This is a genomic window from Desulfopila aestuarii DSM 18488 (genome assembly GCF_900143695.1).
GTDB lineage: Bacteria > Desulfobacterota > Desulfobulbia > Desulfobulbales > Desulfocapsaceae > Desulfopila > Desulfopila aestuarii.
The window spans coordinates 60,509-73,377 of sequence record NZ_FRFE01000019.1 but is presented as its reverse complement, the minus strand read 5'-3'; the positions used below and the strand labels follow the sequence as shown (position 1 = coordinate 73,377).

At 49.3% G+C, this 12,869-nt stretch carries 11 protein-coding genes; 7 read left to right on the top strand and 4 right to left on the bottom strand.

Annotation, left to right across the window (positions count from 1 at the left end; all coding sequences use genetic code 11):
- Positions 1–135: 135 nt before the first annotated feature.
- The 7 genes from BUF15_RS17325 (at position 136) to BUF15_RS17295 (ending at position 8,395) form a co-directional block, all read left to right on the top strand.
- Complete coding sequence (locus BUF15_RS17325; protein WP_159441323.1) at positions 136–1,848, top strand: MORN repeat-containing protein; 1,713 nt, start codon at positions 136–138, stop codon at positions 1,846–1,848.
- Between the two features lie 50 nt (positions 1,849–1,898).
- Positions 1,899–2,357, top strand: a complete 459-nt coding sequence (locus tag BUF15_RS17320) for a DUF4177 domain-containing protein (RefSeq protein ID WP_073614966.1) — start codon at positions 1,899–1,901, stop codon at positions 2,355–2,357.
- Positions 2,358–3,083: 726 nt separating this feature from the next.
- Positions 3,084–4,277, top strand: a complete 1,194-nt coding sequence (locus tag BUF15_RS17315) for a branched-chain amino acid ABC transporter substrate-binding protein (RefSeq protein ID WP_073614965.1) — start codon at positions 3,084–3,086, stop codon at positions 4,275–4,277.
- Between the two features lie 72 nt (positions 4,278–4,349).
- On the top strand, positions 4,350–5,525 hold the full coding sequence (locus BUF15_RS17310; RefSeq protein ID WP_084554134.1) for a branched-chain amino acid ABC transporter permease: 1,176 nt from the start codon (positions 4,350–4,352) through the stop codon (positions 5,523–5,525).
- 9 nt (positions 5,526–5,534) lie between these two features.
- Positions 5,535–6,875 (top strand): ABC transporter permease subunit, encoded by a 1,341-nt coding sequence (locus BUF15_RS17305; RefSeq protein WP_073614964.1) that lies wholly within the window; start codon positions 5,535–5,537, stop codon positions 6,873–6,875.
- A 12-nt stretch (positions 6,876–6,887) separates the two neighbouring features.
- Positions 6,888–7,685, top strand: coding sequence for an ABC transporter ATP-binding protein (locus tag BUF15_RS17300; protein ID WP_073614963.1), 798 nt, complete (start codon positions 6,888–6,890; stop codon positions 7,683–7,685).
- The gene (locus BUF15_RS17295; protein WP_073614962.1) at positions 7,682–8,395 is read left to right on the top strand and encodes an ABC transporter ATP-binding protein; all 714 of its coding nucleotides are present in this window, start codon (positions 7,682–7,684) and stop codon (positions 8,393–8,395) included. Before BUF15_RS17300 ends, BUF15_RS17295 begins: the two co-directional genes overlap by 4 nt.
- 1,147 nt (positions 8,396–9,542) lie before the next feature.
- On the opposite strand, the gene feoB is transcribed toward BUF15_RS17295, so the two are convergent.
- From feoB to BUF15_RS17275, 4 genes are all read right to left on the bottom strand, one after another.
- On the bottom strand, positions 9,543–11,759 hold the full coding sequence (feoB, locus tag BUF15_RS17290) for a ferrous iron transport protein B (RefSeq protein ID WP_073614961.1): 2,217 nt from the start codon (positions 11,757–11,759) through the stop codon (positions 9,543–9,545).
- Positions 11,760–11,816: 57 nt separating this feature from the next.
- Positions 11,817–12,050 carry a FeoA family protein gene (locus BUF15_RS17285; protein WP_073614960.1) on the bottom strand — a complete coding sequence of 78 codons (234 nt, stop codon included), beginning with the start codon at positions 12,048–12,050 and terminating at the stop codon, positions 11,817–11,819.
- Between the two features lie 98 nt (positions 12,051–12,148).
- Positions 12,149–12,322 (bottom strand): FeoB-associated Cys-rich membrane protein, encoded by a 174-nt coding sequence (locus BUF15_RS17280; RefSeq protein ID WP_084554132.1) that lies wholly within the window; start codon positions 12,320–12,322, stop codon positions 12,149–12,151.
- Positions 12,323–12,488: 166 nt separating this feature from the next.
- Positions 12,489–12,794 carry a FeoA family protein gene (locus BUF15_RS17275; RefSeq protein WP_073614959.1) on the bottom strand — a complete coding sequence of 102 codons (306 nt, stop codon included), beginning with the start codon at positions 12,792–12,794 and terminating at the stop codon, positions 12,489–12,491.
- Positions 12,795–12,869 lie beyond the last annotated feature (75 nt).

Sequence of the window (12,869 nt, the reverse complement as noted above, 5' to 3'; positions counted from 1 at the left end):
TAATGTCAAATGGTCATTGCGGATGCGTTGTTGTCTTTCGAATTTTCTCCAGAGTGCATCTATCTGGGGATATTTTTTACGAGATCATTCGTGATAACAAGCTAAAGGCAAGAGACAGGAGAAAGCGCGGTGAGAGTGAGACGATTATTTCAGCTGGGGGCGATAGGCTCAATTCTCTTGGGTTGTGCATGGTCAGTCAGCGCGGCCTGCCTTGAGGGCGATTGTCAGAATGGTCACGGGATTTTCCAGCATCCGGACGGCAGGGTGTACGACGGTGAATTCAAGAACGGAATGAGTAGCGGCACCGGAACTTTGAAATATCCCGACGGAACTCAGTATCAAGGCGATTTTGTCCGAGGCCGACTTCAGGGCTTCGGGGTGCTGATCGGCAGTGATGGGAGGCGGTATGAGGGGCAGTTTTCCGAGAATGTCATCAACGGTAAAGGGGATTTGCTGACCCCGGATGGAATGCACTATGTTGGTGAGTTCAGTTTGGGAAAATATCACGGTACCGGTGTGCTCCAGTATCCTGACGGCCGGAAGTATGAAGGGCAATTCCGAAATAATATCATTTACGGAACCGGGAAAGTCACCTATCCCGATAAGACCTGGTATGAGGGGAGACTTTCCCACGGTCGGCCCGATGGTGAAGGGACTCGGCTTTACAAAGACGGTAGCCGTTATTCCGGCAATTTTACATCTGGCGAATGGAATGGCTATGGAGTGCTCGATAGAGCTGATGGCAGCCGCTATGAGGGTTTTTTTGCCGGAGGAAAATTCAATGGTCAGGGTGACCTGCGCTATCCCGACGGTGGACATTATATCGGTGAATTTGTCGACAACAGGCGTCACGGCCAGGGTTCGTTTGTGAATATCGATAACAGCATCTATAAAGGTGCTTTTGTAAACGACCGGCGCCAAGGTAAAGGTGTGCTGGAGTATGCTGACGGTGGTCGATATGAGGGGCTGTTTGTCAATGGTAAGAGACATGGTCAGGGTACAATGTTTTTTGCTGACGGCGCAGTATACACTGGGGCGTTCGTTGACGATGTCATTGTGGGAAAGGGTAAGCTGGTTGAGGCCAATGGGGCGGTATTTACCGGAATGTTTGCCGATGGGCAACCTGTGCTGACGGATGAAGAAAAGAGCAAGGTTATAGAACACCTGGAGCAAAACGCCAAAGAGGAAGCGATCGGCACACCTGTGACGGGGAAGGCCGCTAGTTATATCGTTCGCGATGACAGAATCTGTGCAGATACCCCGGGACTTGAGCCGGTAAACGGGATGGTTGAGGAGCTGCTGCTGCCGGATGGCAGCATCTACAGCGGCAAGCTGGTAGAAGGCCGTCTGGAAGGCAAGGGGAAGCTGCTCTATCCGAGCGGTGACAGTTATGAGGGGGAGTTTGTCGCCGGCGAGATGCATGGGACTGGCAAGTACATTTTCAGCGACCAGCGGCAGTATGAGGGTATGTTCCTGCATGGCAAAAAGGCTGGTGAAGGGGTGCTGCTCTATCCGGATTTCACCAGCTATACCGGCTCATTTGCGGACGATCAGTTCTCAGGAAAAGGGACCTACCATTTTGCTGACGGCAGTGTCTATGTCGGCGATTTTGCCGAGGGTAAGTTCCAGGGGCACGGAACCCTGACCTATAGTGATAAATCAGTATATGATGGCGAATTCGCCAACGATCTGCCCCATGGCAAAGGGATACTCAGTGGCAGCGATGGCAGTCGGTTTGAGGGTGAGTTCCGGGAAGGGCGGCGCAATGGCGAAGGGGTGCTGCAGCAGAGTGATGGTACAGTCTATAAGGGGTTGTTTGAAGAGGACCGGCTGGTGGAGAAGAGATAAGGGGACTGTCAGTCCGGATGCGGTAACTGGTTATTACCTGGAGAGAAGCGGTGCGTTGGAGTTATAAGACCATACATTTTGGTTTGAAAAAGGACGGGCTGCTGGGCAGCTCTTTTCTTGATGATGCGGAAATAGAAGAGACATTAAATGAGTATGGGCAGGGAGGATGGGAACTGGTTTCGATGCTTGAGACCCGGGACGGTGTGCTGGCCGTGTTCAAGCAGTCTTTGGATTTTCCCTCCACAAGGCAGGCTGCGCCTGTGCACCGGGATGAACAGAGGCGAGCCGTTTCTTCTGTGGCTCCCGCTGTAGCTGTCAAGCCGCAATATGAGGCAGCTGATGAGTTAGACAATGAACCGGAGCTTGAAGCCGATTATCGTGATGAGCCTAATGATGATCAAGAACCGGTTTACGATGACGAACGCGAAGAGCCGGAAGTGGGGTTGGTCGATGACAATGACGACGAAGATGATTCCGATTCCGGGATAGGTTCGATCAGAATCGAGTAGCTCTCCTCTGATTTGGCAGCATTACAGTATTCGAGGAAAAAGAAAGGTTCTCAGGACTACAGAAAGAAGAGGAAAAATAAAAAACAGCACGAACGGCACAGGTGGCACAAGCCCTGCAATACTTTTCAGCAGAAGATGGTGGCGTAAGATAAGATTCTATACTTCCGCTATTTGTTTTCTGAACGGATAACTGCAAAAATGTAGAACATGTCAGAATGCTACATAAATGTAGAAAGAGTTGCATCTTTGGCTTCTGTATAGGCAGTTATCTCGGTGAATGTAAAGATTTTGGAAGTTTTTTTACGAAATCAGCAAAGCATAAGGGATATGGACGTGCTGGGTGAGAATAAAGAGTGTTGCTGTTTTTCTGTCAACTTATTACGATTGCGACGTGATGTGTTTGGCGAGAGAAAAATCTGTATTGTCTGGCGACAATTATTTTGATGAAACCTGGTTTCCTAGTATCTCCTGGGGTTGCAGTTTTTTTTATGTGATCTGTGCTTAAAAGGTTGCTTGTCACCTTGTGGTAATAGTACAAAGTGAAGATTCACTTTTGATTCCTCAACCTTCTGGGACCATGTGCAATGGCCGGAGGCGAGAGGAACCTGCTGATTTGAGTTGGGAGGAGTGTCATTGCCCCGGCTGTCGCCAACCAATGGTGTTGGCATCCTGCTGTGGAAATGACCGATAAAGAAAGGGAGTTCAATTCAGAGGAGGAAAAAAAGTATGAAGAGAAGATTTTCACTGTTTTCACTGATGGTTGCAGCTGGTTTTGGCCTGGCGGTTGTAGGTTCTGCCGGTGCAGCTGACAAGGCCATCAAAATTGCCACTCAGTCGCCGTTGTCCGGTGATCAGTCAGTGGTCGGTGTGGATATCAAACGCGGAGCCGAACTGGCTCTTGAGCAGCTGGGCGGACCCTTGGCTGAAATGGGATTCAAGGTTGATCTTGCTCCTTTTGATGATATGGCCAACCCGGACACTGGTGTCGCCAACGCCAAGCGTATTGTTGCTGATCCTGCAATTCTGGCTGTGGTCGGACACTATAACTCAGGTGTCCAGATCCCATCTTCCGAGGTCTATCATACCTCCCAGTTAGCCAACGTTTCTCCGGCAAACACCAATCCGAAGGTAACCACCCGTGGCTATATGGAAGTGAACCGTATAGTTGGACGTGATGACGTTCAGGGTGTGGTAGGTGCAGATTTTGCCAAGATGAAGGGCGTGAAGACTGTTTTTGTTGTTCATGACAAAACCGCATATGGCCAGGGTATTGCCGAGTTTTTCCGAAAGAAGGCCGAGGAGAATGGCATCAAGGTTTTCGGCTTTGAAGGTACTGAGGAAAAAGCTAACTTTGACGCGCTGCTTTCCCCGGTTGTTGCCGGTAACCCGGACATGGTCTATTTCGGCGGCATGGCCTTTCAGGCAGCCGTTCTGTTCAAGCAGGCTCGTGAGCGCGGATACGAAGGTATCTTCATGAGTGATGACGGCTTCGATTCTTCCGATGCTGCCAAAATTGCCGGCGGCACCCTTATCTCCGGCGGCGGGACCTTTTATTCAACCGTTTCCGGTCCTGCCTCTGTCTATGCCGGCACGAAGAAATTCATTGAGGATTTCAAAGCCAAATACAACGCAGATCCTCAGCCGTTTGCCGCACAAGGTTTTGACTCAATGGCCATTAGTCTGAAAGCTATTGAAAATGCAGCCAAAGCCAACAACAACGAAGTACCTTCCCGCGAAGCAGTTACCAAGGCTGTTCGCGAACTGAAGGATTTCCAGGGTATTACCGGATCCTTTACTTTCAATGAAATCGGCGATCCTGAGAAAGCTCTCTATTTTGTTATTCAGGTAAAAGATGCTGATGCCGCGAAGTGGAGCATGAACGAGGTCGTACAGACCCTTGAGATCGCTCCGCCCAAGTGAGAAATCACTGAGTTTGATAGTCCGGCCCTTTGCTGTTAAAAGGGCCGGTTCTTTTTTATCTAGGGCGAAAATATGAAAGGATTCCTGAAATACGTGAATGTGACCGAGATCGTGCGGCCGATCGGTCAGCTGCTCGCCTTTTCCTGCGGCAGTGCCGTGGTGATGTCGGCGATTGCAATTGGCATTGCGCTGATGCTGGATAAGACAGCTGTCGGTGTGGACCTGCTGGATCGCTATAACGTCTCTGTGTACACCTACACCATGATCAATCTGCCTCAGGTCGTCATTGACGGCTTGACCATCGGCTTTGTCTATGCCGCTATCGCGCTAGGGTATACGATGGTGTACGGGGTGTTAGAGTTTATCAACTTTGCCCACAGCGAAATATTTGCTGTCGGCGCTTTTGTCGGGGTTGAACTGCTCATCGCCCTCGATTCATCCGGGATGTTGGCAGGAGCTTCGCTGGGGATGGCGTACTCGTACCTCATCTTGGCCATCCTGATGGGCATGCTGGCTGCCGGTGGCTTGGCCATGACGGTGGAGCGTGTCGCCTATCGGCCACTTCGAGGGGCATCGCGTCTCGTACCGCTGATTTCCGCTATCGGTGTGTCGTTCTTTCTGCAGGATGTTATCCGTTTGGTGGAAAGTCTCACTACCGGCCAGTTCAACCGTATCATGCCGACTTTCGGCAACTTTGATCAGCGAATTGTATTTGGAAAATTTGCCATGGGTACGTCGAATATCACACTTGGCATCTCCGTAAAATCAATTGTGGTCATCGTTTCTGCAGTACTGATGCTGGTTGCACTCAATTATCTGGTAAACGCCACCAGGATCGGCAAGGCAATCCGGGCGGTTGCCCAGGATCGGAATACCGCAAGCCTCATGGGGATTAATGTCAATCGCATTATTTCAACAACCTTCCTGGTTGGCGGTATGCTTGGTGGTGCTGCGGGTGTCCTGTATGCCTTGAAGTTTACCCGAATTGATCCGTTCGTTGGTTTTTTCCCGGGTCTTAAGGCATTTACGGCCGCGGTTTTAGGCGGTATTGGCAACCTTACCGGTGCGCTGCTCGGAGGTATAGTTCTCGGCATGCTCGAGACTTTTGCCGGTTCCTACATGGGGATTTTCACCATGGGAGCTGCCGGTTCGGAATACAAGGACATCTTCGCCTTCAGTATTCTCATTCTTGTGCTCATTTTCAGGCCGCAGGGACTGATGGGTAAAAACGTCGGACAGAAAGCATAGGAGTCGCACATGAGTTCGTTCTCTTTTAAGGATGCGTTCGATAAAGTGAACCAGGGTCCTCTGCCGTATCTGATCGTTTTCGCTCATATCGTCACAGGCACTCTCCTGGTCTATTTTCAGCCGCGATCGAATCTGGCCTTTCTGGTCCTGATGAGTTCGTTTCTTTCGCTCTATTTCTTCAATACCAGCAATCGCTTTAAAATTACTGCTGCGGTAGTGATGACGCTTCTGATAATGCCGATACTCGGGGTCAGAAACATTTTCTACCTCGAGGTCATTTTTCAGATCAGCGTATTTGCTGCTCTGGCCCTTGGTCTCAACATCGTTGTTGGTTTTGCCGGTTTGCTCGATCTTGGTTATGTTGCTTTTTACGCTGTTGGTGCATATCTCTGGGCATTTTTTGGTTCCCAGCAGTTTTTCGTGCTGCCGTATGCTCCTGGCACTCAGCCATCCGATCTGCCCTTTTTGCTTGCCGGAGATTTCTTTTATCTCTTCATGATGTTGGGTGTCATTGTTGCCGCCATGACCGGAATATTGCTTGGTCTGCCTGTACTGCGGGTGCGCGGCGACTATCTGGCCATCGTCACCCTCGGGTTCGGTGAAGTGATCCGGGTTTTGGCCAACAACCTCGATAAACCGCTCAACTTTACCAATGGCCCACAAGGGATAACGCCGATTCAGCGACCCTCTATGCCGGACTGGGTGGTCGATTGGTTCAACACCATTTTTGGTCCACTGGTGGGGCATGAAGTCAACACCTCACACATGTACAACCTCTGGTTCTACATACTGGCGCTGATGGTGATTATGGTCATTGTCTTTGTCACCAAGCGACTCGATGACTCTGCCATGGGCCGCGCCTGGACAGCTGTTCGTGAAGACGAAACGGCAGCTATTGCTCAGGGAATTCCCCTGGTGAAGACCAAACTCTCCGCTTTTGCGGTGGGTGCATCTTTTGCTGGTATCATGGGTGTACTTCTGGCAGCAAGCAGGACATTTATCAGCCCTGAATCGTTTTCTTTCATGCAGTCGATCGGTGTTCTGTCCATGGTTATTCTGGGCGGTTCCGGCAGTATCCCCGGTGTTATTCTCGGTGCGGCGACCATTACCATTCTCAACCTGCAGGTGCTCCAGGGTTTTTCACTGTACCTCAATGAGTTGCGACAGAGTGATGCGATTATCCCGATTATCAATTTTGCTTGGAGCGATCTTTCAACGCAGCTAGATCCAGCCAAGTATCAGCGGTTGCTTTTTGGTCTCATTCTCATTTTGATGATGATCTTCCGGCCGCAAGGGTTGATCCCGGCAAAACGGCGCGAGCGAAAGCTTGCACTGGAAAAAACGGAGTAAGAGGGCGCTGCTATGGCATTACTGGAAATAGAGAATCTAACAAAGACATTTGGTGGTCTGCGAGCCATCGGCGGCGTGAGCTTTTCGCTTGAAAAGGGGATGATTGTTTCAATCATTGGCCCAAACGGTGCTGGCAAGACCACGTTCTTCAATACCCTCACAGGTATCTACAAACCAACCGAGGGATCCATAAAGTTTAATGGTAAGTCGCTGGTTGGGCTTCGTCCCGATCAGATTGCCGCTCGTGGTATTTCGAGGACATTTCAGAATATCCGGCTCTTTCAGGAGATGACGGTTATTGAAAATATCCTCACCGGAATGCATGTCCATATGAAGCAGTCCGGCATTGATACCCTCTTTAGGCTTCCCACCTTTAAAAAAGAGGAAAAGGAAGCTGAGCAGAAAGCGCTCAGGTTGATGAAGTATGTGGGCATAAAGGGTGATGTTGGCAATGACCTTGCCAAGAACTTACCATATGGCGCACAGCGGCGACTGGAAATAGCCAGGGCACTGGCGGCCGACCCTCTGCTGCTGCTGCTCGATGAACCCGCAGCAGGCATGAATCCGCAGGAGACAGAAGAGATCACGCGGCTCTTCAGGCGTATTCGTGAAGAGATGGGTATCACCATTCTTTTGATTGAGCACGATATGCGGGTGGTCATGAATATCTCCGAGAATATCTGTGTTATGGACTATGGCGAAAAGATCGCCGAAGGCACACCGGCAGAGATTCGATCAAATACCAGTGTCATCGAGGCATATCTTGGTCGCGGTGCCGTAGCCGGACAGCATGAGGAGAAGATCGCATGAGCCTGTTGAAACTAGAAAATGTCCACAGTTACTACGGTCGTATTCATGCCCTGAAAGGGATCTCCATCGAGGTGAACAAAGGTGAGATCGTAACGCTTATCGGTTCCAACGGAGCCGGTAAAAGTACTATTCTCCGGACCATCTCCGGAATGATGCATCCGAAAAAAGGGAGCGTTGAATATAACGGGAAAAATATTTCTCAGACAGCGCCTCATGATATCGTGATGTCTGGCATGGTCCATGTCCCGGAGGGCAGGGGGATTTTTCCGACCCTGACTGTCAAAGAAAACCTGGAAATGGGGGCGTTTACTCTTCGGGATAGGAGCCTGACTGAAGAGCGTATGGAATACGGTTGTACTCTTTTCCCCCGTCTTAAAGAACGACTTGGACAATATGGCGGTACTCTTTCGGGTGGAGAGCAGCAGATGCTTGCTATTGCCCGGGCACTGATGATGGATCCCGATTTGTTAATGCTTGATGAGCCGTCGATGGGATTGGCGCCGATTCTGGTTGAGTTGATCTTTGATATTATCAAAACGCTTAACGACAAAGGAACCACCATTCTACTGGTCGAGCAGAACGCCCTGATGGCACTATCCATTGCCCATCGTGGCTATGTCCTGCAAACCGGTGAGATCACTGTCAGTGATACGGCAGCAAATCTGAAAAACAACACGGAAGTACAAAAAGCCTATCTGGGCATGGATTAAATGATGAGCCTGGAAGTGAGCAGAAATGGGAAGAGTGTGCAAAAAATTCCCACTCTGTCGCGTTGGTGGGAAGAATGTGCACACGAAATGTGATCGATTCGCAAAGTAAGATTCTTGTTATTTGTTTAATATGTTGAAAATAATAGAAAAAGTATTATTCGGTCAGATTGGCATTAAATGTGTAAGGGATAAGGCGTGAGAATTAATTTTCTCCTTCCCCCCCCTATACAAAGCGCCAGGATCCTTCGGGACCTGGCTCTTTGTGTTTTGGGCTATCGGGTTCTGGCCATCTCCCTATTCTGCTCATACTATTGTCCTACCATCTGAGACGCTGAACATCTTTTTGAAGAGCAGCATTTGGGATTTTGCTCAAAATGTGCAAAACATCATGAACGTGAAGTAATCTGGTTTTAATGTGTAGTAAAGCCAAGGCAGGGATATGAACAGCAAACGGGAAGCGTGGGCAAATATTTCCAACTTCTTGCCGGTGTTGGGAATAATGTGCCCATAAAAAACATTCACAGCGTTGGGTATGTTCTTTTTAATCTAGCGTAACTAGCTAAATATTCAAAGGAAGGTATTATCTGATCTTGGTTGGCATTAAATGTGTAATAGATGAGGTGTGAGAATTAATTTTCTCCTTCCCCCCTATGCAAAGGGCCAGGATCCTTCGGGACCTGGCCCTTTGTGTTTTGGGCCATCGGGTTCTGGCCATCTCCCTATTCTGCTCATACTGTTGTCGCACCATCTGAGACGCTGAACATCCTTTTGAAGAGCAGCGTTTGGGATTTTGCTCAAAATGTGCAAAAAAATCATGAACGTGAAGTAATCTGATTTTAATTTGTAGTAAAGCCAAGGCAGGGATATGAACAGCAAACGGGAAGCGTGGGCAAATATTTCCAACTTTTTGCCGGTGTTGGGAAGAATGTGCCCATGAAAAACATTCACAGCGTTGGGTATGTTCTTTTTAATCTAGCGTAAATAGCTAAATATTCAGAGGAAGGTCTTAATTGATCTTGGTTGGCATTAAATGTGTAATAGATGAGGTGTGAGAATTAATTTTCTCCTTCCCCCCCTATGCAAAGGGCCAGGATCCTTCGGGACCTGGCCCTTTGTGTTGCTAGCCCTTTTACCGGAAATAATGAGTTCAACCAAGCTGCAATAGGGTCCCTATCTGGTAGACCAGTGTGGCTAGGCCAAAGGCAAAGACGGTGTTAAAGGTGACGGAAAAAGCGGCCCATCCCCAAGAAGCTTCCTTGGCTATACAGACCACTGTCACAAAGCAAGGCGCGTAGAACATAATAAAGAGCAACGCTGCAACAGCACTGACCTTGTTCCATTTTGGATCGCTCTGGAGGCGTTTTCCCAACGACTCTGACTCTTCCACAGCCACTTCACCCATGGAATACGCTGTACCGAGGGTAGAGACGATAACTTCCTTGGCGGCAAACCCCCCAACCAGGGCGATATTGGTCCGCCAGTCAAAGCCGGCTAGCCATGAAATTCCGACAAGTCCAGTGCCGATACGACCGGCTACAGAGTTCTTTAGCGATGCTTCAGCTTCACGACTGTCAATTTCTGCAAGTTCTTCTGCAAGCTGTTCTGCGTTGCCGGTGAGATTGTCCTTTTCTGCATTAAGGACTTCTGCAGCTACTGTTTCCCCATAGGCAGCTATAACAGTATCACGCTCGGAGCTGAAAACAGCAGATTGTTCCTTCGGCAGTTCCGGGAAGGTCATCATGGCCCACAGGAGGATGGAAATAGCGAGAATGACAGTGCCCGCTTTTTTGATGTATTGCCAGGTACGTTCCCATGTGTGGATAAGTAAACCGCGGAGGGTTGGAAAACGGTAAGGGGGCAATTCCATGATAAAAGGGGTCGGTGCACCACGTAAGACAGTAGAACGAAGCAGTTTTGCCGCCAGCATGGCCACCACCCAGGCCAGCATGGTAAAAAAGAACATATAGCGGGCCTGATGTTCGCTGAAGAAGGCACCGGTGAGTAAGGCGAGCACCGGAAGCTTGGCCCCGCAGTTCATGAATGGAACGGTTAAAAGGGTTGCCATTCGCTCTTTGGGAGATCGAAGGGTTCGAGTGGCCATAACCCCGGGCACAGCGCAGCCGCCGGCAATGCCTCCGGAGACGATAAAGGGCATGACCGAAGAGCCATGCAGGCCAAAAATCCTGAAAATGCGATCCATCATGAAGGCGACCCTGGCCAAATAGCCTGAGTCTTCCAGGATGGCGATACCGAAAAACATGAACATGATCAGTGGAACAAAGCCAAGGACTCCACCAACCCCATCAATAACACCGGATATCACCATAGATTTCATGAGTCCATCGGGTAAGGTCGCCTCGGCAACCTCGGCCAGCCAACCAAAGAAATTTTCCAGCCAACCAACCGGCAGCTCACTCCATGAGAACGTGAACTGGTAGAGGATGAAGATGATGGCGAACATGAACAGGGGCCCCATAAGCCTGTGGGTAAGGACCTTGTCGATCTTGTCAGAGGTGTAGAGGCGGTCGCTATCATGATTCTGGCTCATCACCCCCTGGCGGACGATGGACCGGATATAGCCGTATCGGTGATCTGCAATGATCGACTCGGGATATACTTCCAGAGTCTTCAGTGTGTGGTTGGAGATATTGTCAACAATGGCAGTAAGCAGAGATGAACTCGCTGGATCATTGTTGCCGCCTTTGGTCAGAAGCTGCTCGTCGCTTTCGAGATACTTGATGGCGGTGTATCTCGGGGGATACAGGTCGGTCAGAAAATTTTCTTGCTCGATGAGGGAGACCATTTCATCGATAGCTTCATCAATATCGTCGCTGTAAGTAATGTGGCGTGATTGCCATTTATGCTCTTGGTTAGCAACCTGAAGGGCTGTATCGAGCAGTTTCTCAGTTCCTTTGCCGGAGCGGGCGATAATTGGAACGACCGGCACCTGGAGAAGTTCTTCCAGTTTATCCGCATGTATTTCAATACCCCTGTCCTTGGCTACATCCATCATGTTCAGTGCAATCACCAGTGGTGCGCCGAGTTCCAGTAGCTGGCAGGTCAGATACAGATTCCGCTCAAGGTTGGAAGCGTCAACGATATTGATGACCACTCGTGGTCGTTCATTTACGAGATAATCGCGGGCAACGAGTTCCTCCGCCGAATAGGCGGTCATTGAATAGGTCCCAGGAAGGTCTGTCAGGGTAATCGGCTGAGATCGGTGAACAAGGCGCCCCTCTTTGTGATCGACAGTGATGCCGGGATAGTTGCCGACATGCTGTCGGGCACCGGTTATGTGATTGAAAAGCGTGGTCTTGCCTGCATTCGGATTGCCCGCGAGGGCCATGGTAAGTGGTGGTGTCATGATAATATTGTACGAGAAAGATGAGATATTGTGAGGTGTTACCGGAAGATAAAAAAATCAGTCTATTTCTATCTGGATATATTCGGCTTCATTGTTCCTGAGGGTCAGTGTGGTGTTGAGCACCCGGATTGCTACGGGGTCCTTGAGGGGAGCCCTGCCGTATATGGTTACTCTGGCGCCGGGGATGAGACCCATTTCTCTGATGCGTCTGCCGAGCTCACCTGTGGCTTTTACCTGGAAGATGGAGCCGCTTTGTCCCTTTTTCATTTGTCGTAGTGGAATGATTTCCATAGCATTAATCCTGGATGATTGAGTTGGAATTCTTTGTTTATATAGCGGTAATTGTATGAAAATGTATTAGAAAATATTGAGGTGGTAATGGGCAGGATTCAACATGCTTCTTTCCTGCTGTCGCAGGATGTTGTACTGCAGCCTGAGCACCCACAGTCACAGGATACTCCAGCTTTCGGGTCAAGTGCCCTTCGCCATTGCTTATAAAACTTGCGGCCGACATAGAAGGCACAACCACCGATGATTGTCCAGATGAAGAGTGTTTCCAGCATAATTGTTAATTCCTTTGTATAGTTTTATGTGACCCTAACTTTGATAATCTAAAAAAAATCCGCTCAAGGCAGATTCGGTTCTGGTTAGTTGAAGTACTCTACAGGCGAAGTTCGAAGTTTTCTAAAAATCCATGTGGTTCAAAATACAATATTGTGTGTTTGAATATCAGTATTCGCTCACGAGAATATTTTCCGAAATTGTCCGGTCAAGGCAAAGTCTGCTGCCATGCAATTGCAATATGCACTGACTGCCGTTGTGCGGGCAGATGAGTTCTGCCTGGGCGCCTGGGTAAATACCGAGTGCCCCGATGCGTGCGCAGAGTTTTCTGTCTCCAGCCACTTTGCAGATGGTAAATCGGCCGCTCCTGCATAGTCGGGAAAGCGGCACCAGTGTCTGTGGGGAGTATTGTGAGCGGAAATAGTCACGGATTTTTCTCGTCACGTGCTGAAATGTAATACTCATGTCTTTCATGATTTCCTCCCCTCTTTTTGTGTTCGTGTTTAGATACACCAAACATTAAGGGAGATCAACATATATATCAAGATA

Bases quoted from the DNA above. Each gene is read 5' to 3' on its own strand.
- BUF15_RS17315 (WP_073614965.1), top strand. From the start codon at position 3,084: ATGAAGAGAAGATTTTCACTGTTTTCACTGATGGTTGCAGCTGGTTTT.
- BUF15_RS17310 (WP_084554134.1), top strand. From the start codon at position 4,350: ATGAAAGGATTCCTGAAATACGTGAATGTGACCGAGATCGTGCGGCCG.
- BUF15_RS17305 (WP_073614964.1), top strand. From the start codon at position 5,535: ATGAGTTCGTTCTCTTTTAAGGATGCGTTCGATAAAGTGAACCAGGGT.
- BUF15_RS17300 (WP_073614963.1), top strand. From the start codon at position 6,888: ATGGCATTACTGGAAATAGAGAATCTAACAAAGACATTTGGTGGTCTG.
- BUF15_RS17295 (WP_073614962.1), top strand. From the start codon at position 7,682: ATGAGCCTGTTGAAACTAGAAAATGTCCACAGTTACTACGGTCGTATT.
- feoB (WP_073614961.1), bottom strand. From the start codon at position 11,759: ATGACACCACCACTTACCATGGCCCTCGCGGGCAATCCGAATGCAGGC.
- BUF15_RS17285 (WP_073614960.1), bottom strand. From the start codon at position 12,050: ATGGAAATCATTCCACTACGACAAATGAAAAAGGGACAAAGCGGCTCC.
- BUF15_RS17280 (WP_084554132.1), bottom strand. From the start codon at position 12,322: ATGCTGGAAACACTCTTCATCTGGACAATCATCGGTGGTTGTGCCTTC.
- BUF15_RS17275 (WP_073614959.1), bottom strand. From the start codon at position 12,794: ATGAAAGACATGAGTATTACATTTCAGCACGTGACGAGAAAAATCCGT.